The organism is Brevundimonas sp. SL161, assembly GCF_049896985.1.
In the GTDB taxonomy this organism is placed as follows: Bacteria; Pseudomonadota; Alphaproteobacteria; order Caulobacterales; family Caulobacteraceae; genus Brevundimonas.
On record NZ_JAFCVJ010000001.1, the window covers coordinates 304,630 to 324,564 of the forward strand.

A 19,935-nucleotide genomic window follows, 5' to 3' on the forward strand; every position below is an offset into this window, starting at 1 on the left:
AGAACATAATGAGCACATGAGGCAAAGTCAGGCCCTCACGGTTCATCTCCCGGAACCGGCAAGCGTGGCCGGAGTTTTGTCGGGTCAGGGGAAGCTTCTGAGAGGGAAATACAATGGCTGAGAATACAAACAGCGGCGGCGGCAACACAGGCCTCGCCTTTATCGTTGGCGCGGTCGTGGTCGTGCTGGCGATCGTGGCGTACTTCGTCTTTGCACGCGGCGGCATGGGTGGAGACACCAAGGACGTCAACGTCGACGTGAATTTGCCGTCGGTCGAGGCGCCGGCCGTCCCGGGGACCAACTAGATGACGGACCCGAATATGCCGCCCGAACGCGTCGTGGTCGTCGATCCGCCGCGCCAGACCACCGTCAATGTCCAGCCCGAGCGTCGTGGCGGGGGCGGTGGCGCCATGGCCTTCATCGTGGGCGGCCTTCTGGTCGTCGTCGCGGTCATCGCCTTCTTCGTCTGGAACGGTGGCGGCATGGCCACGCCGGACGCGGCGGACACCAACGTCGATGTCGATGTAAACCTGCCAAGTCTGCCGAAAGCGCCGAAGCTTCCGGATGCCCCGACGCTTCCACCGATCGAGCCGCCGACCCTGCCGTCGCCGGGTCCGGCCCCGTCGAACTGATCGACTGAATGTCTCCTCCCTGCCGCGAAGCGGTGGGGAGGAGACGCTGCAACAGCTAGCGCAGTTGGTAGGTGACCGTGGCCACCACGCGGACGCGCTTGTCCAGCGAGGTGGATTCGCTGTCGACGTCCTCGCGGGCGAGGATCTCGAACGAACCCTGGGTCGCCTGTTTGATCGGACCCAGCGGCGCCCCCGAATCCTTGGCGAACTGTTCGGCGCCCGAACGGGCCGAGGCGGTGGCCTCGGCGATCATCTCCGGACGCACGTCATTGAGCTTGGTGAAGACATAGGTCGGGGCGGTGAAGTCCAGCAGGACGCCCTGACGGACCAGGTCGTTCAGGGCGCGTTCGGTCTGGGCCACGCGGGCGACGTCCGTCGTGCGGACCGTCACGCTCTGGGCAACGATATAGTGCGGCGTGCCGTCGGACGGGGCATAGCTCTGCGACTGGGTGTCGGTGACTTCCAGGCGGCCGATAGTGATGATGTCGTCGGCGTAGCCCTGTGAGGTCAGGAAGGCCCGGACCTTGGCCAGATCGCCGTCGATCTTGGACTGGACCCCCGGCAGTTCCTCGCCGGCCACGGTGAACCGCAACGACAGGATGGCCAGATCGGCCTCGACATTGCGCTCGGCGACGCCGCGTACGGTGACCTGGCGGTTGCCGGTGTTGGCGTTGACCACGCCCCCGCCGACGGCGATGCCGGCCCCGATCAGGCCTAAGGCGATGAGGCCGCCGATGACGGCCGGTGGAATGAGGCTGCGGTCGATCTGCACGTTGGTTTCCCCTTGTCGAGAAGGGCAGGCTGCGCCTTGAATTCAGCGTTCGCCAATGACCCTTTCTGACGCCGCGAATTCCAGCGCCAGAAGGCGGCAGGCGGAAGCCAGGGGGCGGCGGCCGCGCGTTTCGTCGACCCAGACCAGCAGGCCTGCGTGGCTGAGACCGCGCGCCAGGGCGATACGGTCCAGCACGGCCCAGAATTCGGGCTCAAGCGCCACGGAAGTGGCGTGGCCGGCGAGGACGACGGAGCGTTTCTTGAGCACAGGATCTCCGGCGGAACGGCTTTGAGCGGACGGTGGGTTGCGATAGGATACCCGACTTCGAGCAGGATGTTTCCGATGACGATGGGCGCCGCCGTCTACCCCGACGAATTCCAGGTGCTCAAGCCGCAACGGATTCGGCCGGTCACCGCGTTTCGCGCCTTCCGCAAGCTGATCCGCGACAAGGAGGACACCGCCCAGGTGTTCGAGATCATGCGGGCCCTGGCCGGCCGGTCAGGCGCCAGGGGCTACGGCCGGATGCTGAAGACGGTCGAGGGTGGGCGTCAGGCCTTCCTGCGCGACGAACTGGCGTTGAAGCTGGACGATCCGGTCTGGCTGGCGCGGTTCGCGCCGGGCACGGTCGGGGCGGAATACAAGGCGTTCCGTGAAGCGCGAGGGTTCACTGCAGACGGCCTGGCCGAGACCGCGCGCGAAGTGGCGCCCGAGATCGATGCGCCGCATCCGGTGATCTGGTACTCGCGCCGGCTCCGGGACGTGCACGATATCTGGCATGTTCTGACCGGCTACGGCACCGACGCTCTGGGCGAAGCCTGCGTGGTCAGCTTCTCCTATGCCCAGACTCACAATCTCGGCTTCGGTTTCATCGGCTACGGCGCGGCGCGGGAAATCCAGCGCGAGAAGCGGTCCATCCCGGCGCGGCGGGCCGTCTTGCAGGCCTGGTCGAACGGGCGCCGGGCGCAGTGGCTGCCGGGGCTGGATTACGAGGCCCTGTTCGCCGAGCCGCTGGCGACCGCCCAGGCGCGGCTGGGCATTCGACCGGCGACCGTTTACGCCGCTGTGCCTGCGGCGAATCTGGCGGCGCTGAAGCTTCGCGGCTGACATAAGCGGCGCTTGTCAGCAGTCTTCGGTATCGGTGTTGCACCGTTCCCGTCGGGAGCGCATCCAGCGCAATCCCGTCTCCCCGCGTTTCGTGAGTCTGCCTTGACCCTTTCCGAGCTGCGCCGGCCGTCCGCCGGCGTCCTGGCCATCGCCGGCGTCGCGCTGTGCGCGGTCATCTGGGGCACGACCTGGTATGCCATCACCTGGCAACTGGGAACGGTCGATCCGGTGGCGTCCCTGACCTGGCGGTTCGGGCTGGCGGCTCTTGTCCTGTTCGTCGGCTGTGCGGCGACGCAGCGGTCGCTGGCGTTGAACCGGGGCCAGCATCTGGCGGCGCTGGGGCAGGGGGCGTTCGTCTTCGCCGTCAGCTACACCTTCACCTATGCCGCCGAAGGGCATGTAACCTCCGCCATCGTCGCCGTGGTGTTCGCGGCCCTGGCCTTCCTCAATCTGGTGATGTTCCGGGTCTTCGTCGGCCAGAAGGCGTCGCGCATGGCGTGGGTCGGAGCGATCCTGGGTGTCGTCGGGGTCGCCGTGCTGTCCGGCGGCGAGGCCCTGGGGGCCGGGTTCGACGCCCGCGCCCTGACCGGCATCGGCCTGGCCGTGCTGGCTGTGAGCAGTTCGGCCGTCGGCAACTATTTCTCCTGGAAGGGGCAGGAGCTCGGGTCCGGGATCCTGCCGCAGACAGCCTGGGCCATGGGCTATGGCACGGCCATGCTGGCGCTGCACGGCCTGGTCACCGGCGCAGAGTTTACCATTGATCCGTCGCCCGGGTACCTGATCTCGCTGGTCTACCTGGTGGTGCTGGGATCGGTGGTCGCCTTCGTCGTCTATTTCGCCGTTGCTCGAGCGCGCGGCTATGCTTTGGCCAGCTATATCTCGGCCCTGACGCCCCCGATCGCCATGCTGGTGTCAGTCCTGTTCGAGGATGCCCGGTTCGGCTGGACGGCGCTGGTTGGCCTGTTGCTGGTCCTGGCCGGGCAGGCCCTGTTAATTCGGGCGCCGAAGGTCCCCTAGCGGAACCAGCCGCGCTTCTTCGGCTTCGCTTCGACCTTTGCCGCCGTCTTTGCCTCGCGTTCGGCCTCTTCCAGCTTGCGACGTTCGCGCATGGCCCTGGCCTGGCGGATGGCGATCAGGGCGATCAGCCCATGATGGGTCCGGGATGAGGCGCCGGGTGTACAGGTCGCGCCCATGAGTCAGTCCTCGCGCTTCGTCTGATCGAGAAGCCGCGACAGCCGCTCGCGTTCCGCCTTCGCCATTTCGCGCTGGGCCTTCGTCAGGCCGTGGGCGCCACGATTGGCAGCGGCGTCGGATTTCGCCACGGCCTTGTCGCGCGCCTTTCTGGCCCGGTTCAGATTGACGATCTCGGCCATCGGTTCCTCGCAACCGGCTGAAGCAAGCGGCGTTTCAGGGTCTCACCATTCGACAGGAGACACCCGATGGTAGACCTCACGCTCATCAAGGAACACCTCGAAGTCGTCGGCTCCGACGGCGGCCATGTGGGCCGCGTCGATCACGTACTCGGCGACCAGATCGAACTGGCCAAGCTCGATCTCGCCGGCGGCTTCAAACATCACATGATCCCGACCAGCTGGGTCGACCATGTCGATGACGACAAGGTCCGCCTGACCCTGACCAAGGATCAGGCCAAGGCGCAGTGGACCGAAAAGCAATCCCACTAGATCTCGCCACACGACTAACCGCGAATTCACGAGGGCCCCGCTGATATTGGCGGGGCCTTTCGCCTATCTAGGGTCCGTCGGCGACTCCGCCGGTAGGAGAGAGGCGCCGTGATCCGACTGATCCTGAATATCCTGTGGTTCATCCTCGGCGGCTGGATCTCCGGCCTGCTGTGGCTGATCGGGGGCGCGGTGCTGGCCCTGACCGTCGTCGGCCTGCCGTGGAGCTTCGCGGCCTGGCGGATCGCCAGCTATTCCTTCTGGCCGTTCGGACGCGAAGTTGTCTGGGGAGGCGAGGCGGACGGCAAGGACATCGGCTGTTTCGGCGTCGGCCTGAACATCATCTGGTTCCTCTTCGCCGGCTGGTACATCGCCCTGTCGCACCTGTTGATCGCCTTCGCCGAGGCCATCACCCTCATCGGCATCCCCTTCGCCCTGAAGGACCTCGAACTGGCCAAGCTCGCCCTGGCCCCGGTCGGCGCGACGATCCGGGACAAGCCCTGACTGCCGGTCAGTCGTCTTTCAGCAGCACGTCCAGCATCCTCTCGCGCCGCGTCAGGAAGTTCTTCGTGACCTTATAGTGGTCGGTGTCCTCGTACTCGATCCGGTCGAGCCCATGCTCCGAGGCCTGGTAGATCCAGGCGTGCGGATAGCCGAGCAGGATCGGCGAATGGGTGGCGATGATCAGCTGCGACCGGGCCAGCACCAGTTCGTGCATCCGCGCCAGGAACGACAGCTGCCGGCTCGGCGACAAGGCGGCTTCGGGTTCGTCGAGGATATAGAGGCCGTCGCCGATGAAGCGATTGTCAAACAGGGCGAAGAAGCTCTCGCCATGAGACTGTTCGTGAAGGAATTTCTGCCCGAAGCGATTGGTGCCGGCGGCCTCGAGATAGCTGGCGACCGTGAAGAAGCTCTCGGCGCGAAGGAAGAAGCCGTCCTGAAGCCGCAGCGGTGATTTGATCGGCCGCACGAACCGGTGCAGGGGCGAATGCGATTGCCGAGTCCCGAACCGGTGCTCGCGCCCGCCGCCCTCGGCATTGAAACCCCAGGCCACGGCCAGGGCCTCGATCAGGGTCGACTTGCCGGAACCGTTCTCACCCACAAGGAAGGTGACGTTCGGATGAAATTCCAGCGTGTGCAGGGACCGCACGGCCGGCAGGTTGAACGGATAGACGCCCTCATCCCACCCCTCGCGCCGCTCGAACCACGCCTCGATCCAGTAGGGTTGGGTAAGGGCGGTCATCCTCAACCCGGCGAGATCATCTTCTCGGGGCGCACGGCCTCGTCGAACTCGGCGTCGGTCAGATAGCCGCCACCGACGGTTTCCTGACGCAGGGTGGTCCCGTTCTTGTGGGCGGTCTTGGCGATCTTGGCGCAGGTGTCGTAGCCGAGCCTGCCGTTCAGGGCCGTGACCAGCATCAGCGAATTATTCAGGCCGCGCGCGATGTTGTCTTCGCGCGCCTCGATGCCGACAACGCACTTGTCGGTGAAGCTGATGGCCGCGTCGGCGACCAGGCGGACCGACTGCAGGAAGTTGTAGGCCATCACCGGGTTGTAGACGTTCAGCTCGAAATGGCCCTGCGAGCCGGCGAAGGTGATGGCGGCGTTGTTGCCGAACACCTGGACGCAGACCTGGGTCAGGGCCTCGCACTGGGTCGGATTGACCTTGCCCGGCATGATCGAGGAGCCCGGCTCGTTCTCCGGCAGGGCCAGTTCGCCGAGGCCCGAACGCGGGCCGGAGCCCAGGAAGCGGATGTCATTGGCGATCTTGAACAGCGACGCGGCGACCGTGTTGATCGCGCCGTGGCTGAAGACCATGGCGTCGTGGGCGGCCAGGGCCTCGAACTTGTTCGGCGCCGTGGTGAAGGGCAGGCCGGTGATGCCGGCGATCTGTTCGGCGACCTTCTCGGCGAAACCGACGGGGGCGTTCAGGCCTGTGCCGACGGCCGTGCCGCCCTGGGCCAGTTCCATCAGTTTCGGCAGGGTTAGTTCGATCCGCTCGATGCCGTTCTCGACCTGCTGCGCATAGCCGCCGAACTCTTGGCCCAGCGTCAGGGGCGTGGCGTCCTGGGTGTGGGTGCGGCCGATCTTGATGATGTGGGCCCAGGCCTCCGACTTGGCCTTCAAGGCGGCGTGCAGCGTCTTGAGCGCGGGCAGCAGGTCGTTGACCACCTGTTCGGCGCAGGCGACGTGCATGGCCGTGGGGTAGGTGTCGTTGGACGACTGGCTCATGTTGACGTGGTCGTTGGGGTGGACCGGCTTTTTCGACCCCATCTCGCCGCCCAGCATCTCGATCGCGCGGTTCGAGATCACCTCGTTGGCGTTCATGTTGGACTGGGTGCCCGAACCCGTCTGCCAGACCACCAGCGGGAAGTGGTCGTTGAGCCTGCCCTCGATCACTTCGTTGGCGGCGGAGATGATGGCGTCGGCGATGGTCGGGTCCAGCTTGCCCAGGGCCATATTCGTCTCGGCGGCGGCGCGCTTGACGATGCCGAGGGCACGCACGACCGGCAGGGGCTGTTTCTCCCAGCCAATCTTGAAGTTGCCGAGGCTGCGCTGCGCCTGGGCGCCCCAATACTTCGAGTTATCGACTTCGATGGGGCCGAAGGTGTCGGTTTCGGTGCGGTAGGCGGTCATCGGCTTCGGCTCTTCAGGGCGTGGCGGGAGGATGCGCGGCGGTGTAGCACGGAGGAATGACCGGACAAGCGCACGGGCGTCGGAGACTGGGATACGCGTGATCAGAAGAACCCTGACGATACTGGCGATGACGGTGCTGGCCATGACCAGCGGCCCCGCTCTCGCGCAGGACAATCAGCCCCTCGTCACACTGCATACGACGCAGGGCGACATCATCGTTCGTCTCGACGCCGGGCAGGCGCCGATCACCACCTGCAACTTCCTGCGCTACGTCCAGGCCGGCCGCTATGCCGGGGGAACATTCTTCCGCACCGTCGTGGCGGAGACCAACGACAGTCCTGCCCCCATCGATGTGATCCAGGCCGCGACCACGGCCGGAAGCGACGATCCCGGACTGGGTCCCATCACGCTGGAGAGGACGATCGACACCGGCCTGAGGCATTCCGCCGGTGCAATCTCGATGGCGCGGGACGGCCCGGACACGGCGACGTCCAGCTTCTTCATCGTCACGAGCGATACGCCCGCACTCGATTTCGGCGGTGGACGCAATCCGGACGGCCAGGGGTTCGCGGCGTTCGGCCTGGTCATCTCCGGCATGGAGATCATCCAGGCGATTCATTCGGCGCCGGCCGAGGACGAGCAACTCATCAGCCCGGTGGTCATCGGGGCGGCTACCCTGTCGACCGGGCTGCCGGCAGTCTGCCGCGCGTGAACGACGACTGGATCATCTCCGGCAAGGTCCGCGCGCGCGAGGAGGGGGACGCCGTCGTCATCATGATCGACGGCCTGACCACCCAGGCCAAATACTACAAGCCGCTGGTCTACGAGTTCTTCCGCAGGGAATGGCGCGGATCACGGCCGGCCTACGGCGACTTCGTCGTCGAGATCGTGATGGAGCATGTCGGCGATCCGCCATGGATGGACCTGGACAACCTGGCCAAGGCGCTGCTGGACGCGATCAAGGGCTATCTGTTCCACGACGATGCCCAGGTGGCGCGGCTGCTGGTCGAGCGGCGCGAGGGGGAACGCGAGCGGATCACCATCCGGGCGTTTCCGCGCAAGGCCTAGCCCGGCGGTCCGGGATAGCGTTCGAACGACGGGAGTCTGTGCAGTTCGGCCATCCAGCCTATGCCGTCGGCAGTCTGGATCTGGGCCTGGAGGGGAATGGCGTCGGGGTTATCGAGCGTCGCACTCTGAACGTCGATCTGGTCGGGGAAGATGTCTTCGTTGGTGTAGAACAGGCCGGTCCCGCACCGTCCGCAGAACCCGCGCCGTCCATGTTCGGGAGGCATACCAGACCGGCTCGCCCGTGATCTTCACCTGATCGGACGGCGCCAGGGCCCATGCGACCGCGGGCGCCCCCGCGCATTTACGGCAATCGGTGCAGTGGCACAGGGCGTGATGGATCGCTTCCTCGGCGGTCTCATAGCGAATGGCGCCGCAATGGCAGCCTCCGGTCAGCATCGACAACCTCCTTCCGCGTTCATGTTCTGTTCTATACCCGGAATGATGGCGACGCAATCCGTCAAGGCGACGGCCGGGTGAAGCGCAGCGTCGGAAGAAGCAGTTGCAGGTCGGCCCCGATCGAGACCTGCGGCTCCGAGGCGGGTGAAAGGCCCTCAGCCTCCTCGCGGGTTTTGACGCAGGCGCGGACCCCGTTGGCCAGGGCGATGAAGTCCGTCGCCGTCGGCAGGGTCGAGATCACGCAGGCGTCGAAATACGGGTAGGTCGTATCCTCGCTGCATCCGAACGAGGAGCGGTCACGGCGGGCCGCGGTCATGATCATCCGGTTACGCGCGGCGAGGGAGTCCACGAAGATGCCGGAATAGCAGGCGGAGAGAACCACCACTGTCGGCCGGTCCTGGCACCAGCCGCGCACCAGCGTCACCATGCTGGTCGGGCTCAGGATCCGGTTCGGGCCGAACACAATGCCCTGAGGACCGCCGTGCGAGGTCATGTAGAGCAGGCAGCCTCGCGTGGCTCTCGCCGTCGCCTCGGCGATGCCCCGGACGGCCGCCATGTCGGTGGTCACGGGCGTCACATCGGGACGCAGGCTGTAGTCGACCATGTCGGCGCGCGAGAAGCCTGCGGCGAGGAAGCCCGAGGTCAGGTCGCGGCGGGCGTTGTCGAAGGCCTGGATCGGCTCACCCTGGCTGGTGCGCCAGTCGGCGGCGACGACGGCGGAGGCCCAGCCGTCGAAACGGCTGGCGGGCGCGGTCTGAGCGGCCGTCGTCGTCGCGCAGGCCATGCTGAGCAGCACCGACAAAACCAGTCTGAACATGCGACCCCCGACGCCAATCCACCTCACACCGTGCACCCCGGCGAAGGCCGGGGTCCAGATGGAAAATCTCGCAGTCGGAGTCCGGGTCGAGCTTCAAATCCAGGCGATCGCGTGCACGATCCGGCCCCCGGCCCTTGGTTCATCCTTGGGCCGGCGAAGCCGGACCCGGGGGCCGGGGCGCACGGCTTACTTCTTCCGGAACTGGTCCAGCGAGACGACCTTGGGGCCGTCGTCGCCGGACGGCGTCGGATCGGTGCGGGTCGGGGCGGGCAATTCAGCGACGGGTTCTGGCACCGGCTCGGGCGCCTCGAACTGAAGCAGGAATTGGACGCTGGGGTCGTAGAAGCGGGTCACGGCCGTATAGGGCACGGTCAGGACCTTGGGCATTCCACCGAACTTCAGCATGACCGAAAACAGGTCGTACTCGACGGCGAGGTCCCAGTACTGATGCTGGAGGACGACCGTCATTTCGTCGGGATATTTGGCGATGACGTCAGGCGGGACGGAGACGCCGGGGCCGCGCGTCTTGAAGGTGATGTAGAAATGGTGGGCGCCGGGGATGCCCGAGGGGCTGGCCGCGCGTTCGAGGGCGGAACGGATCACCCCGCGCAGAGCGTCCTGCGCCAGCTTCTCGTACTGCATCTCGTCGACGGGCGGGGTCTCTTCGGCCATGGGTATCCTCGCTGCGGGGCGACAGATAGCGGGACCGTGCCCTGGGCGGAAGATAAGAATGCGAGGAAAGTGCCGGAGGTTCTGTTGGCAGGCCCCCATCCTTCAAGAATCAGAAGGATTGCCTCTTCAAACAGGGAAAGTGCCGGAGGTTCTGTTGGCAGGCCCTCCGGCGGCCCCGCCTAAGGATCTGAACCCCTAGGACTTAAGATTCGAAATCAACCGAACCGCATTACGCGGCGAGGCGGACTTCTCCAGCGAAGTTATCGTTCGCAGTTAGAAAATGGCCCGATACGGTGGGCCAGGACGGGCAAAAGCAGTCTTCTTTACACGTCCGTCGATGCTAGTCGGCCCCATGCTGTCCCGCCGATAACGCGGAGGAAGAGATGGTGGAGCCGCCGGGAATCGCACCCGGGTCCGGTCCGCTTATTACAAGCGCGTTTATCGCCATATCCGGAGCAAGCCCCGGCAAGGCCAATATAGGGGCCCTGCGGGTGAATGCCAAGTTCCCCGCTCTCCGTTCCGTTCAGCCGGCCCCCGGGTCGGGCTTCGCCGGCCCGAGGATGAACCAAGGCCCGGGATCCAGGAGACGCGTACAGCCGCCGGCCGCGTGTCTAAATCCCAACCACCGTCTGGACCCCGGCCTTCGCCGGGGTGCACGGTGGGGTGGAGGGGGATCGACCATGGACGCGAAGGGCAGGCTGGAGATCGCGGCGGGGTTCGCCACGGCGCTCGGGCCGCGCAAGGACAACCAGGATTTCGGCGCGGTGCACCTCGGCACGCCGTCCGAACAGGCCCTGCATGGCATGCTGGCCATCGTCGCCGACGGAGTCAGCGGGTCGAAGGCGGGGCGCGTCGCGTCGGAACTGGCGGGCAGGACCTTTATCGACGGCTATCTGGACCAAAGCCCGCTGAAGGGCATCGCTGCGGCCGGGGTGGCGGCCCTGTCGGGCTATAACCGCTGGCTCCACGCCAAGGGCCGGTCGGATCCGGAGATGGCCGGAGCGGCGACGACCTTCACCGCCCTGGTCATGCGCGGGCGCGAGGCGACGGTCCTGCATGTGGGCGACAGCCGGGCCTGGCATTTCCGGGACGGCGTCCTGACCCTGCTGACCGAGGACCATGTGCTGGCCCAGCCCGGCCTGAGCCACGTCCTGTACCGCGCCATCGGCATCGAGCCGGACCTGAGGCTCGATGCGCGGGCGGTGGCGCTAAAGGCGCACGACCGGCTGCTGCTAACCACCGACGGCGTGCACGGCGCAGTGTCGGACGAGGATCTGACGCGACTGCTGGCCCGGCGCGCGTCGCCCGAGGCCGACGCCCAGGCCATCGTCGACAAGGCGGGCGAGGAAGAGACCCGCGACAACGCTACCGCCATCGTCATCGACGTCATCCGCATCGGGGCGGTGGATCAGGACGCCATCGGCGCCGAGGCCGCCGGCCTGGCGATCCCGCCGCCGCCCGACGTCGGCGACAATGTCGACCGGTTCCGGCTGGAGCGGCTGTTGTCCGACGGGAAATACACCCGGGTCTTCGCGGCGAAGGACGAGGAGGGCGGCGGCCCCGTGGTCCTGAAATTCCCCAAGCCCGCCTTGCTGTCCGAGAGCGGTGCACGGGGTGCCTTCCTGCGCGAGAGCTTCATCGGCCGGCGCATCGACAGTCCGTTCGTCGGCAAGACCCTGACGCTCGACGCCGGGCGCCAGAGCCGCCTCTATATCGCCCAGCCCCTCTATGTCGGCCGGACCCTGCACGCCAGGATCGCCGAAGAACCGTTTGATATCCCGGAAGGCGCGAGCATCGCCATCCGTCTGTCGCGCGCGGTTGCGGCCCTGCACCGCCAGGGCATCACCCACCGCGACATCAAGCCGGACAATGTGCTTCTGGAGACGAACGGCGGCCTCAAGCTGATCGACCTGGGCGTCGCGCGCCTGCCGCGGATCGAGGAGTTCGCCGAGGCCGAGACACCCGGCACCCCCGGCTACAAGGCGCCGGAGATGTTCGCCGGGAACAAGGGCGACACCCTGACCGACCAGTATGCCCTGGGCGTGACTCTCTATCGCCTCTTCACCGGCGACTATCCGAGCGGCCAGGAAGAGGACTTCAACCGCATACGGTTCGAAAAGCCGACCCGCCCGACCAGCCATCGCCCCGACATGCCCGCCTGGCTGGAGGCCGCGATCCTGCGGACCCTCGCCGTCGAGCCCGGCGACCGCTTCGCCGACGTCGAGGAGTTGATCCACGTCCTCGAAGGCGGCAGCGCCGCCGCCGTGCCGCCCAGCCGCGACCTGTCGCTGATGGAGCGCGAGCCGGTGCGGTTCTGGCAGGGGATCAGCGCCGTGTTGCTGGTGCTGCTGCTGGCGTCGTTGATGGTGGGGTGAGCCATGAGCCGCATCGAACCGGTCACGGAACTCGCAACCGGAGATGCTACGCCTTGGACGGCCCCGGTCTCCATCGTGCCGACGCCATGGTGACGGCCCCGATGACGAGTGCGGAGACCCCTACGGTGATCGCATGGAGCTGAACCCTGTCCGCCGCGAAGGCGTCTAGCCAGAAATAAAGCGGGCCTTTGACGAACGCTGCGCCGAAGACAACGGCCGCTAGTCCGACGAGCACAAGAAAGCCGCCGGTCACCATCCGCAACTTCATAGCGTTCTCCAGATGATCGGTCCGCAATCTATACGGGCAAGACGACACACGGACAAGCCTCTTTGGATGCCCAGCCAGAAGGGTTCAATTCCAGCCTCGCCTGAACTCTCGCCCGATCCAGGATCGCCTCGTGAGCGCAAGGACAATACGGCGACGCTTGACGTGTCTGCGTGACAATTGTAGCGTATACACGACAAGTACGGAGCCGACATGTCGCAGACCGGAACCCCGACCCCGACGGACGCCGAACTGGAGGTCCTGAAGTGCTTCTGGCGCGACGGCGATCTGTCGTCGCGCGAGGTCCATGACCGGATCGCGGCCCAGATGGACTGGACGCCGTCCACGACCCGCACCGTCCTGGAGCGGATGCGGGCCAAGGCCCTGGTCTCGCGGAGCGATGTGCATGGCGTGGCCGTCTATTCCCAGACCCGGCCCAAGGTGGAGGTCCTGACTGGACTGATGCGCCGGTTCTCGGCCCTGCTCGACATGGACGAGGCGTTGCCGGCGGCCGCCTTCACCGGCAGCCAGCTTCTGAACGATGCCGACATTGCCGAACTGGAGGCAATGCTCAACGCGCCGGTCGCCAAGCGGGAGGTCGGCAATGGGAACGGCTGAACTGCTCGCGCTGTCGCTGGGATTGTCGCTGATTCTGGACGGCGCAGCCTAAGGACTGGTGCGGCTGTTCGAGGCCGGTGCGCCGGACCCGGTCCTGCGCGATACCGCCTGGGCTCTGGCGCTCTATCTCCCTGCCTTACCGATCGTCCTCGTCGGGGCTGCGCTGTTACTGCCGCCGCCGACCGTTGCGAGCGCCGTCGGGCTCGAAGGTCCGGCAACCGGCCCCGACGTGATCGAGATCATCGTCCCGCAGGGCGCCGCCGTGGCGCCCGTCGGCGAACCGCTGGCGCTCGGCATCCTCGCCCTGGCCGGTTTGCTGTTTCTTATCAGGGTGATCTGGCTGGCCAGGCGCAGCCTGCGCCTGAATCGCCTGATCCGTGCTTCGGGCGAGGCCTCGCCCGCCGTCCGACAGATCGTTGAAGACACGGCCCGGCGTCTCGGCGCGCCGACGCCGGAGGTCCGGGTGCGCGCGGCCGGAGCCGAGGCGCTCATCGCCGGACTGCTCAGGCCCGTTCTCGTCTTGCCGGCCAGCCTTCTCGACGCGACGGATCCGCAATCCCTGCGCGCCGTCTGCGCCCACGAACTGGCGCACCTGAAGCGCGGCGATCATCGCGCATTGTGGATCGAGGAGGCGCTCCTCACGGTTCTGGCCTGCAACCCGCTCCTCCGGATCATTCGCGACTATCGCTCCGCCGCGCGGGAGGAGGCCTGCGACGCTGCGGCCCTCGCTCACGCCGGAGACGATGCCCGCAGGCTCTACGCCCGCTCACTCCTCGACGCGCTTCGCGCCTCGCCCAAGGGCGATGACGCGCCCGCACTCACGTTCACCAGCAGCAGAAGGATACTCGTCATGCGTCGCCTGAAAGCCATCCTGTCCCCGGTCCCGACCTCGGGCGTTCGCCAGCGCCTGGCCGTCCTCGGTCTGGGCGTCGCCGTCGCGGCAGTGGCCGGTACGAGCGCCTATGCCCTCGCGGCCCAGAGGGAGGCCGTAGTCGCCCCGCAACCTGCTCCGGTCATGACCGTGAGCCGTGCGCTTCCCACGCCTCGGTCGGTCGTCTCCGCGACGCGAGCCCTGCCGTCCGTCGCTTCGCGAGCAATCGCCGCGCCCGCGCCGACGTCGGAACCCGCGCCGCTCCCGACGCCAACCCCTGAGGCACAGCGTCAGGCCGAGGTGATCACCAATCCGAGCTGGTCCCGGATGCCGATGCCGTTGACCTACCCGGCGGCGGCTCTTGAACAGGGTTCGACCAGTGGCAACGCCGACCTTTCCTGTAATGTGCAAGCCGACGGCCGCGTCTCGGACTGCGCCATCGTCAATGAAACGCCTGTCGGCGCGGGATACGGCGGCGCCGCCGTGGAAGCTGCGGCCGCCGCGCGCCTGTCGCCCCGGAGCGTCGATGGCGTCGCGGTCGGGGGCACGGTTCGCTTCACCGTCCGGTTCATTAGGGCCGCCGAGTAGTGAGACGAGGGCCTGATGGTGCTCGCAGTCAGGCCCTCGCCCAATCCCGGCACTGGTTCCTGAACCAGGTCAGCTGGCGTTTGGCGTAGTTGCGGGTGGCCTGCTGAAGGGCGGCCACCGCATCGGCGCGGGTGGTTTCGCCTGCCAGCCAGGCGGCGATCTCCCGGACCCCCACGGCCTTCATGGCGGGCAGGGCCGTGTCTAGGTCGCGGGCGATCAGGGCGCGGACCTCCTCGACGGCGCCGTCCTGCATCATCGCCAGGACCCGGGCGTCGCAGCCAGCGTAGAGAGTCTCCCGCTCCGGCTCGAGAACCAGCCGGTCGTATCTCCCGGGTTTCAGCAGCGGCGTGGTGCCCGCCTGCCAGTCCGACAGGGACCGACCGGTCGACCGGGCCACGGCGAAGGCGCGGGTCAGACGCTGACGGTCGCCGCTCGCGATGCCCGCTTCGGCCGGCGGATCGAAGGTGATCAGTCGCAGGCGAAAGGCGGCCTCGCCCTCGGTGTCATACAGCGCCATGGCCTCGTCGCGGGCTTCGATCGGCACCTCGGGGATGTCGGCCAGTCCCTTCGTCAGGGCGGTGAAATACAGCCCCGTGCCGCCGACGAGGAGGATCGGGCGACCCTGGCTGGCCAGTTCGTCGATCAGGGGCAGGACCGCGCGGGTCCAGCGTCCGACGGACCAGGCCTCCGCCGCATCGACGGTCCCATAGAGATGGTGCGACGCCTGCCGTTCCTCGTCGCGCGACGGTCGGGCCGTCAGGACGCGCAGGTCGGCATAGAGCTGCTGGCTGTCGGCGTTGACGATGGCGGCGCCGGTCGCCCGGGCGCGCTCCAGGGCGAGGCGCGACTTTCCCGAGGCGGTCGGTCCGGCGATCAATGTAATGGGCGGATGGGACAACGGGTGCTCGCGCGGGACAGGGGATGGCGATAGAACGCGCATCCTTCCCTCGCAACCGGGACAGATCCCCTTGATCGACCGCGCCTCCGTCGAAGCCGTGCTCAACGCCATCCTCGATCCCGACACGGGCCAAGGACTGATCGACGCCGGGGTGCCGAAGGGGCTGACGGTGGCCGAGGATCGCGCCGGCTTCGTGATCGAGGTCCCGGCCAACCGGACCGCCGCCTGGGCCCCGGTGCGAGACGCGGCCGAGGCGGCGCTGAAGGCCATGCCGGGAATGGCGCGGGTGTCGGTGGTGCTGACGTCGGAGACGGCCCCGGTCGGGCGCAAGGCCTCCCTGTCGCCCGCCGCCGTCGACCAGACGCGCGCCAGGGCGCCCGTGCCGACTGATCGCCCGGCCCATGTGCGGCGCGTGCTGGCCGTGGCCAGCGGCAAGGGCGGGGTGGGCAAGTCCACCGTCGCGGTCAACCTCGCGACGGCCCTGGCGCGGCGCGGCCTGAGCGTCGGCATCCTCGACGCCGACGTCTACGGGCCGTCGTTGCCGACCATGCTGGGGCTGTCGGGCCAGCCCGCCTATGAGGACGGGGCGATCGTGCCGCATGTGGCGCACGGGCTGAAGGCCATGTCGGTGGGCCTGCTCACCCAGAGGACCGACGCCATGATCTGGCGCGGGCCGATGGCGTCCCAGGCCATCACCCAGATGCTGACCCAGACGCGCTGGGGCACGGAAGCCGGGCCGCTGGATGTGCTGGTCGTCGACCTGCCGCCGGGCACGGGGGACGTGCAGCTGACCGTGATCCAGAAGACGCCGCTGGACGGCGCGGTGATCGTCTCGACGCCGCAGGAGGTGGCCCTGGCCGACGCGCGGCGGGCCCACACCCTGTTCCAGCGGGTGAATGTTCCGACCCTGGGCCTGATCGAGAACATGAGCGGCGACGTCTTCGGGCGCGGCGGAGCGCAGGCGGAGGCCGGACGGCTGGGCGTCGACTTCCTCGGCGACCTGCCGCTGGATGCCTCGTTGCGAGAGGCAGCGGATGCAGGCGCGCCTCTCACGTCCGGGCGGGTCGCGGATCGGTTCGACGCGATGGCGGAAGCCCTGGTCGCCAAACTGGGGCTGTAGCCCCTCACTTTCGTCATCCTCCGGCGAAGCGCAGCGGAGACCGGGGGACCCAGCGGCGCCGAAGGCGATCTGTCCAGGCCCGATGTCGGACGCAGCAGGGGGCGCGACAGGTTCGCGCTCTCGCGCGCCGCTGGGTCCCCCGGTCGCTTCGCGCCGGAGGATGACGAATGAAAATAGCAAAATCGAGGGTTTTCAAACGCAACGGAAACGGCCACCTTGCCGCTTCCTGCATCCTCCCGCGAGACTTCCGATGAGCGTCGACACCCTGTTCCGGCCCTTCACGATCAAGGGGCTGACGCTGCCGAACCGCATCGTCATGGCGCCGATGACGCGATCCTTCTCTCCGGGCGGCATCCCGACCTCGGATGTCGCGGCCTACTACCGTCGCCGGGCCGAGGGCGAGGTCGGACTGATCATCACCGAGGGCACGGTGGTCGAGCGTCCCGCCGCGCGCAACGACGCCAGTGTGCCGGTCTTCCACGGCGAGGCCTTGCCCGAATGGAAGAAGGTGGTCGACGAGGTCCATGCGGCCGGAGGCCTGATCGCGCCGCAGATCTGGCACGTCGGCGCCGCGCGCGGCCGAACGGCGGACTGGGAGCCGCTGGGCCAGGTCGACAGCCCGTCCGGCCTCGTCGCGCCCGGCAAGCAGAAATACGAGCCGATGACCGAGGAGGATATCGCCGACACCATCGCCGCCTTCGGCCGGTCGGCACGGGCGTCGCGTGAGCTGGGCTTCGACGCCGCCGAGATCCATTCGGCCCACGGCTATCTGATCGACCAGTTCTACTGGTCCGGCCTCAATGCCCGCGGCGACCACTGGGGTGGTCCGTCGATCGCCGAACGCGCCCGGTTCGGGGTCGAGGTCGTGAAGGCTGTGCGTGAAGGCCTGGGGGCGGACATTCCTCTGATCATCCGTCTGTCGCAGTGGAAGCTGCAGGATTACGACGCGAAGATCGCCGCCAATCCTGACGAGATGGCCGAGTGGCTTCTCCCGCTTTCGGATGCGGGCGTGGACGTGTTCCACTGTTCGCAGCGCCGCTTCTGGGAGCCGGAGTTCGAGGGCTCGGACCTCAACTTCGCCGGATGGGCCAAGGTGATCACCAAAAAGCCTACCATCAGCGTAGGCTCGGTCGGTCTGGACGGCGAGTTCATCGCGGCCTTCGGCGGGGCCGGGTCGAAACCGGCGTCGCTGGAGGGGCTGATCGGGCGGATGGAGCGCGAGGAGTTCGACCTGATCGCCGTGGGCCGCGCCCTGCTGGCCGATCCGGACTGGGTGCAGAAGGTCCGCGACGGCCGCCAGGCCGAGCTGACCGATTTCGACCGCAGCCATATGGCTGTGCTGCACTGATGGGGTCCTCCCCCGACGGGGGAGGAAGGGGTAAGGTGAATCTATGGTCGTCGCCGTCCTCGTCACCACAGTCTGGCTCAGCCTGATCATCGGTGCGCGCTATCTGCTGGTCGCGGGCGGCATGTGGTGGATCACCTGGGGGCGACCGAACGGCGTCGGGCGCCGATTGAACCGCGAGCGGCCGTCGCGCAGGCTGATGCTGCACGAGATCCGCTACTCACTACTGTCGACGCCGATCTACGCCTTCCCCGCGGCCATCGCCCTGGAGGCGTGGAAGGCGGGCGGGACGAAACTGTATCTCGATCCCGCCGCCTGGCCCCTGTGGTGGCTGCCGCTCAGTTTCCTGCTCCTGCTCATCGTGCAGGACGCCCATTACTACTGGACCCACCGGCTGCTGCACGACCGGCGGGTCTTCGCCTGGGCCCATGCGGCGCATCACCGGGCGCGCGACCCCAGCCCCTTCGCCAGTTTCGCCTTCGATCCGGCGGAGGCCGTGTTGACCGCCTGGTTGCTGCCGGTTCTGGCCTTCATCGTCCCGCTGAACATTTGGATGCTGGCCGTGATGCTGACGGTGATGACGGCGACGGCGGTGATGAATCACTGCGGCCGGGAGATGTGGCCGGATCGTTGGGTGCGCGGGCGGATCGGCTCACAGCTGATCACGGCGACCCATCACAGCCGGCACCACACCCACATGAGGACGAATTTCGGGCTCTATTTCCGGGTCTGGGACCGCTGGTGCGGGACCGACGCCATGCCGCCTGCGGACAGGACTCAGACGGGTTCGACGACGACCGCCGTGCCGTAGGCCAGCACCTCGGTCACGCCGGGCATGATCTCGGTGGCGTCGTAGCGCATGGCCAGGATGGCGTTCGCCCCGGCGGCCCTGGCGTGTTCGACCAGATGTTCGAAGGCTTCCTGCCGCCCGACCTCGGCCAGCTTCACATAGGCCCCGACGCGGCCGCCGAGCATCGACTGGACGCCCCCCACCATGTCCGAAATGGCGTTGCGCGAGCGCACGGTGATGCCGCGCACGACGCCGATGTGGCGCACGACCTTGTGGCCGAAGATCTCGTTGGTGGTGGAGGTCATCATGACGGGCGGCTCCGGGGTCAGAGGCGTTCGAGGATGCGGAAGGCGAAGGCGTGGTCGTCTTTCTCGCCCGCATCATGCCGCTCGATCAAGACTTCGCGGAAGAGGGATTCATCGAAGGCCGGAAAGACCGCGTCGCCCTGCGGCTCCGCATCCACCTCGGTGATGTAGAGCCGCTTCGCACGCGGCAGGGCGGTCTCGAACAGGGCCGTGCCGCCGATGACGCAAACCTCGTCGATGTCGTCGTCCTCGGCCGTCTCGCGGGCGATATCGATGGCGTCGGCGAAGCTGGAGACGACCACGGCGCCCCTCGCCTTGCCGGATTCCTCATAGGACAGGTCGCGTGACAGGATCAGGTTCAGCCGGCCGGGCAGGGGGCGCAGCGGCAGGCTCTCCCAGGTGCTGCGGCCCATGATACAGGGCTTGCCCGTGGTGATCGCCTTGAACCGTTGCAGGTCGCTGCGCAGCGTCCACGGCAGGTCGCCGTCCCTGCCGATGACGCCGTTCCGGGCGCGTGCCACCACGAGAGCAATGTGAGGAATGGGCATGGGCGGCTCCGTCGATGCAGAACCTGATCGGCTGAGGAGGAATCGCTTCGCGATTCCGCTGATGCCGTGAATCAGGCTCCAGGTTTAAGCGAAAGCTTGATTCACGCTTCATGTCGGACCCGCGAAGCGAGTCCACCAGAAACGATCATGCTCTGGCCGCCCACTGACCTGTGTCAGGGGTCCGGGTCCAGCACTTTCAACCGGAACAACAGAGCCCCAGCACCGCGCCCACGGCCGGGGCGACGATGAACAGCCACAGCTCGCGGATCTCCGTGCCCCCGCGCCCCCGCGAGGACAGCGGGACCGAAGCTGCGGGCCGGATTGACCGAGACGCCGGTCGCCTGGATGCCGACGATGTGGATGACCGCAGGGGTGACGCCGATGGCCACGCCCGCGAACGGTCCGTGACCCTTGTCGCCGCTGGCACCCCGGCCG

At 67.4% G+C, this 19,935-nt stretch carries 27 protein-coding genes, 1 other RNA gene and 1 pseudogene; 14 read left to right on the forward strand and 15 right to left on the reverse strand.

The genetic code is table 11. The features are described from left to right. Positions 1-113 precede the first annotated feature (113 nt). Entirely contained in the window at positions 114-305 is a 192-nt protein-coding gene (locus ACP7AU_RS01475; protein WP_425987218.1) for a hypothetical protein, read from the forward strand. Continuing rightward, the gene (locus ACP7AU_RS01480; protein ID WP_426050290.1) at positions 306-632 is read left to right on the forward strand and encodes a hypothetical protein; all 327 of its coding nucleotides are present in this window, start codon (positions 306-308) and stop codon (positions 630-632) included. Positions 633-687: 55 nt separating this feature from the next. Here the strand turns inward: ACP7AU_RS01480 and ACP7AU_RS01485 are convergent, their stop codons facing one another. After that, a complete protein-coding gene (locus ACP7AU_RS01485) occupies positions 688-1,404 on the reverse strand; it encodes an SIMPL domain-containing protein (RefSeq protein WP_426050291.1) in 717 nt (238 codons plus the stop codon). A gap of 42 nt (positions 1,405-1,446) precedes the next feature. After that, positions 1,447-1,671, reverse strand: coding sequence for a ribbon-helix-helix domain-containing protein (locus ACP7AU_RS01490; protein ID WP_426050292.1), 225 nt, complete (start codon positions 1,669-1,671; stop codon positions 1,447-1,449). A gap of 75 nt (positions 1,672-1,746) precedes the next feature. On the opposite strand from ACP7AU_RS01490, the gene ACP7AU_RS01495 reads away from it, so the two are divergent. After that, positions 1,747-2,508 (forward strand): Coq4 family protein, encoded by a 762-nt coding sequence (locus ACP7AU_RS01495; RefSeq protein WP_426050293.1) that lies wholly within the window; start codon positions 1,747-1,749, stop codon positions 2,506-2,508. Positions 2,509-2,610: 102 nt separating this feature from the next. Further along, positions 2,611-3,525 carry a DMT family transporter gene (locus ACP7AU_RS01500; protein WP_426050294.1) on the forward strand — a complete coding sequence of 305 codons (915 nt, stop codon included), beginning with the start codon at positions 2,611-2,613 and terminating at the stop codon, positions 3,523-3,525. On the opposite strand, the gene ACP7AU_RS01505 is transcribed toward ACP7AU_RS01500, so the two are convergent. Both ACP7AU_RS01505 and ACP7AU_RS01510 read right to left on the reverse strand, forming a co-directional pair. Continuing rightward, complete coding sequence (locus ACP7AU_RS01505) at positions 3,522-3,701, reverse strand: hypothetical protein (RefSeq protein WP_426050295.1); 180 nt, start codon at positions 3,699-3,701, stop codon at positions 3,522-3,524. The genes ACP7AU_RS01500 and ACP7AU_RS01505 overlap by 4 nt on opposite strands. Positions 3,702-3,704: 3 nt before the next feature. Further along, entirely contained in the window at positions 3,705-3,881 is a 177-nt protein-coding gene (locus tag ACP7AU_RS01510; RefSeq protein WP_426050296.1) for a DUF4169 family protein, read from the reverse strand. A 66-nt stretch (positions 3,882-3,947) separates the two neighbouring features. Here ACP7AU_RS01510 and ACP7AU_RS01515 point away from each other — a divergent pair, with 66 nt between their 5' ends. Both ACP7AU_RS01515 and ACP7AU_RS01520 read left to right on the forward strand, forming a co-directional pair. After that, positions 3,948-4,190 carry a DUF2171 domain-containing protein gene (locus ACP7AU_RS01515; protein WP_425987210.1) on the forward strand — a complete coding sequence of 81 codons (243 nt, stop codon included), beginning with the start codon at positions 3,948-3,950 and terminating at the stop codon, positions 4,188-4,190. Between the two features lie 108 nt (positions 4,191-4,298). After that, a complete protein-coding gene (locus ACP7AU_RS01520) occupies positions 4,299-4,691 on the forward strand; it encodes a YccF domain-containing protein (RefSeq protein WP_303695611.1) in 393 nt (130 codons plus the stop codon). Positions 4,692-4,698: 7 nt separating this feature from the next. On the opposite strand, the gene ACP7AU_RS01525 is transcribed toward ACP7AU_RS01520, so the two are convergent. After that, positions 4,699-5,430 (reverse strand): AAA family ATPase, encoded by a 732-nt coding sequence (locus tag ACP7AU_RS01525; RefSeq protein WP_426050297.1) that lies wholly within the window; start codon positions 5,428-5,430, stop codon positions 4,699-4,701. A gap of 2 nt (positions 5,431-5,432) precedes the next feature. Beyond that, positions 5,433-6,824 carry a class II fumarate hydratase gene (fumC, locus tag ACP7AU_RS01530; protein WP_426050298.1) on the reverse strand — a complete coding sequence of 464 codons (1,392 nt, stop codon included), beginning with the start codon at positions 6,822-6,824 and terminating at the stop codon, positions 5,433-5,435. 97 nt (positions 6,825-6,921) lie between these two features. Here fumC and ACP7AU_RS01535 point away from each other — a divergent pair, with 97 nt between their 5' ends. Together ACP7AU_RS01535 and ACP7AU_RS01540 are read left to right on the forward strand one after the other, a co-directional pair. Continuing rightward, complete coding sequence (locus ACP7AU_RS01535; protein ID WP_426050299.1) at positions 6,922-7,536, forward strand: peptidylprolyl isomerase; 615 nt, start codon at positions 6,922-6,924, stop codon at positions 7,534-7,536. A gap of 62 nt (positions 7,537-7,598) precedes the next feature. Beyond that, the gene (locus tag ACP7AU_RS01540; RefSeq protein ID WP_426036060.1) at positions 7,599-7,892 is read left to right on the forward strand and encodes a RusA family crossover junction endodeoxyribonuclease; all 294 of its coding nucleotides are present in this window, start codon (positions 7,599-7,601) and stop codon (positions 7,890-7,892) included. Here ACP7AU_RS01540 and ACP7AU_RS01545 read toward each other — a convergent pair. The 4 genes and pseudogenes from ACP7AU_RS01545 to ssrA form a co-directional block, all read right to left on the reverse strand. Beyond that, positions 7,889-8,288, reverse strand: a pseudogene (locus ACP7AU_RS01545) (GFA family protein). The gene ACP7AU_RS01540 and the pseudogene ACP7AU_RS01545 overlap by 4 nt on opposite strands. A gap of 61 nt (positions 8,289-8,349) precedes the next feature. Next, the gene (locus tag ACP7AU_RS01550) at positions 8,350-9,105 is read right to left on the reverse strand and encodes a C13 family peptidase (protein WP_426050300.1); all 756 of its coding nucleotides are present in this window, start codon (positions 9,103-9,105) and stop codon (positions 8,350-8,352) included. Positions 9,106-9,291: 186 nt separating this feature from the next. Continuing rightward, positions 9,292-9,777: an SspB family protein gene (locus tag ACP7AU_RS01555; RefSeq protein ID WP_426035497.1), complete on the reverse strand. Its 486-nt coding sequence runs from the start codon at positions 9,775-9,777 to the stop codon at positions 9,292-9,294. A 138-nt stretch (positions 9,778-9,915) separates the two neighbouring features. After that, positions 9,916-10,283: a transfer-messenger RNA gene (ssrA, locus tag ACP7AU_RS01560) on the reverse strand. 174 nt (positions 10,284-10,457) lie between these two features. On the opposite strand from ssrA, the gene ACP7AU_RS01565 reads away from it, so the two are divergent. Then, positions 10,458-12,152: a bifunctional protein-serine/threonine kinase/phosphatase gene (locus tag ACP7AU_RS01565; protein ID WP_426050301.1), complete on the forward strand. Its 1,695-nt coding sequence runs from the start codon at positions 10,458-10,460 to the stop codon at positions 12,150-12,152. A gap of 46 nt (positions 12,153-12,198) precedes the next feature. On the opposite strand, the gene ACP7AU_RS01570 is transcribed toward ACP7AU_RS01565, so the two are convergent. Continuing rightward, positions 12,199-12,420, reverse strand: coding sequence for a hypothetical protein (locus ACP7AU_RS01570; protein WP_426050302.1), 222 nt, complete (start codon positions 12,418-12,420; stop codon positions 12,199-12,201). 210 nt (positions 12,421-12,630) lie between these two features. On the opposite strand from ACP7AU_RS01570, the gene ACP7AU_RS01575 reads away from it, so the two are divergent. Both ACP7AU_RS01575 and ACP7AU_RS01580 read left to right on the forward strand, forming a co-directional pair. Beyond that, the gene (locus ACP7AU_RS01575; RefSeq protein ID WP_426050303.1) at positions 12,631-13,035 is read left to right on the forward strand and encodes a BlaI/MecI/CopY family transcriptional regulator; all 405 of its coding nucleotides are present in this window, start codon (positions 12,631-12,633) and stop codon (positions 13,033-13,035) included. A gap of 58 nt (positions 13,036-13,093) precedes the next feature. After that, positions 13,094-14,494: a TonB family protein gene (locus ACP7AU_RS01580; RefSeq protein WP_426050304.1), complete on the forward strand. Its 1,401-nt coding sequence runs from the start codon at positions 13,094-13,096 to the stop codon at positions 14,492-14,494. Positions 14,495-14,522: 28 nt separating this feature from the next. On the opposite strand, the gene miaA is transcribed toward ACP7AU_RS01580, so the two are convergent. Continuing rightward, positions 14,523-15,392: a tRNA (adenosine(37)-N6)-dimethylallyltransferase MiaA gene (miaA, locus tag ACP7AU_RS01585; protein WP_426035507.1), complete on the reverse strand. Its 870-nt coding sequence runs from the start codon at positions 15,390-15,392 to the stop codon at positions 14,523-14,525. 70 nt (positions 15,393-15,462) lie between these two features. Here miaA and ACP7AU_RS01590 point away from each other — a divergent pair, with 70 nt between their 5' ends. From ACP7AU_RS01590 to ACP7AU_RS01600, 3 genes are all read left to right on the forward strand, one after another. Beyond that, positions 15,463-16,512: an Mrp/NBP35 family ATP-binding protein gene (locus ACP7AU_RS01590; RefSeq protein WP_426035509.1), complete on the forward strand. Its 1,050-nt coding sequence runs from the start codon at positions 15,463-15,465 to the stop codon at positions 16,510-16,512. Positions 16,513-16,762: 250 nt separating this feature from the next. After that, positions 16,763-17,860: an NADH:flavin oxidoreductase gene (locus ACP7AU_RS01595; RefSeq protein ID WP_426050305.1), complete on the forward strand. Its 1,098-nt coding sequence runs from the start codon at positions 16,763-16,765 to the stop codon at positions 17,858-17,860. A gap of 43 nt (positions 17,861-17,903) precedes the next feature. Next, positions 17,904-18,668 (forward strand): sterol desaturase family protein, encoded by a 765-nt coding sequence (locus ACP7AU_RS01600; RefSeq protein WP_426035513.1) that lies wholly within the window; start codon positions 17,904-17,906, stop codon positions 18,666-18,668. Here ACP7AU_RS01600 and ACP7AU_RS01605 read toward each other — a convergent pair. The 3 genes from ACP7AU_RS01605 to ACP7AU_RS01615 form a co-directional block, all read right to left on the reverse strand. After that, positions 18,635-18,955 carry a YbjQ family protein gene (locus ACP7AU_RS01605; protein WP_303695630.1) on the reverse strand — a complete coding sequence of 107 codons (321 nt, stop codon included), beginning with the start codon at positions 18,953-18,955 and terminating at the stop codon, positions 18,635-18,637. The genes ACP7AU_RS01600 and ACP7AU_RS01605 overlap by 34 nt on opposite strands. A 17-nt stretch (positions 18,956-18,972) precedes the next feature. Beyond that, positions 18,973-19,500 (reverse strand): dihydrofolate reductase, encoded by a 528-nt coding sequence (locus ACP7AU_RS01610; protein ID WP_426050306.1) that lies wholly within the window; start codon positions 19,498-19,500, stop codon positions 18,973-18,975. Positions 19,501-19,673: 173 nt separating this feature from the next. Next, complete coding sequence (locus ACP7AU_RS01615; protein WP_426035517.1) at positions 19,674-19,889, reverse strand: aquaporin; 216 nt, start codon at positions 19,887-19,889, stop codon at positions 19,674-19,676. Positions 19,890-19,935 lie beyond the last annotated feature (46 nt).

What these genes read in the sequence shown, in the direction of transcription:
- fumC (WP_426050298.1), bottom strand. Translation starts at nt 6,824, where the DNA reads ATGACCGCCTACCGCACCGAAACCGACACCTTCGGCCCCATCGAAGTC.
- ACP7AU_RS01480 (WP_426050290.1), top strand. Translation starts at nt 306, where the DNA reads ATGACGGACCCGAATATGCCGCCCGAACGCGTCGTGGTCGTCGATCCG.
- ACP7AU_RS01475 (WP_425987218.1), top strand. Translation starts at nt 114, where the DNA reads ATGGCTGAGAATACAAACAGCGGCGGCGGCAACACAGGCCTCGCCTTT.
- ACP7AU_RS01565 (WP_426050301.1), top strand. Translation starts at nt 10,458, where the DNA reads ATGGACGCGAAGGGCAGGCTGGAGATCGCGGCGGGGTTCGCCACGGCG.
- ACP7AU_RS01540 (WP_426036060.1), top strand. Translation starts at nt 7,599, where the DNA reads ATGATCGACGGCCTGACCACCCAGGCCAAATACTACAAGCCGCTGGTC.
- ACP7AU_RS01570 (WP_426050302.1), bottom strand. Translation starts at nt 12,420, where the DNA reads ATGAAGTTGCGGATGGTGACCGGCGGCTTTCTTGTGCTCGTCGGACTA.
- ACP7AU_RS01550 (WP_426050300.1), bottom strand. Translation starts at nt 9,105, where the DNA reads ATGTTCAGACTGGTTTTGTCGGTGCTGCTCAGCATGGCCTGCGCGACG.
- ACP7AU_RS01510 (WP_426050296.1), bottom strand. Translation starts at nt 3,881, where the DNA reads ATGGCCGAGATCGTCAATCTGAACCGGGCCAGAAAGGCGCGCGACAAG.
- ACP7AU_RS01575 (WP_426050303.1), top strand. Translation starts at nt 12,631, where the DNA reads ATGTCGCAGACCGGAACCCCGACCCCGACGGACGCCGAACTGGAGGTC.
- ACP7AU_RS01505 (WP_426050295.1), bottom strand. Translation starts at nt 3,701, where the DNA reads ATGGGCGCGACCTGTACACCCGGCGCCTCATCCCGGACCCATCATGGG.
- ACP7AU_RS01595 (WP_426050305.1), top strand. Translation starts at nt 16,763, where the DNA reads ATGAGCGTCGACACCCTGTTCCGGCCCTTCACGATCAAGGGGCTGACG.
- ACP7AU_RS01495 (WP_426050293.1), top strand. Translation starts at nt 1,747, where the DNA reads ATGACGATGGGCGCCGCCGTCTACCCCGACGAATTCCAGGTGCTCAAG.
- ACP7AU_RS01600 (WP_426035513.1), top strand. Translation starts at nt 17,904, where the DNA reads ATGGTCGTCGCCGTCCTCGTCACCACAGTCTGGCTCAGCCTGATCATC.
- ACP7AU_RS01525 (WP_426050297.1), bottom strand. Translation starts at nt 5,430, where the DNA reads ATGACCGCCCTTACCCAACCCTACTGGATCGAGGCGTGGTTCGAGCGG.
- ACP7AU_RS01515 (WP_425987210.1), top strand. Translation starts at nt 3,948, where the DNA reads ATGGTAGACCTCACGCTCATCAAGGAACACCTCGAAGTCGTCGGCTCC.
- ACP7AU_RS01555 (WP_426035497.1), bottom strand. Translation starts at nt 9,777, where the DNA reads ATGGCCGAAGAGACCCCGCCCGTCGACGAGATGCAGTACGAGAAGCTG.
- ACP7AU_RS01610 (WP_426050306.1), bottom strand. Translation starts at nt 19,500, where the DNA reads ATGCCCATTCCTCACATTGCTCTCGTGGTGGCACGCGCCCGGAACGGC.
- ACP7AU_RS01605 (WP_303695630.1), bottom strand. Translation starts at nt 18,955, where the DNA reads ATGATGACCTCCACCACCAACGAGATCTTCGGCCACAAGGTCGTGCGC.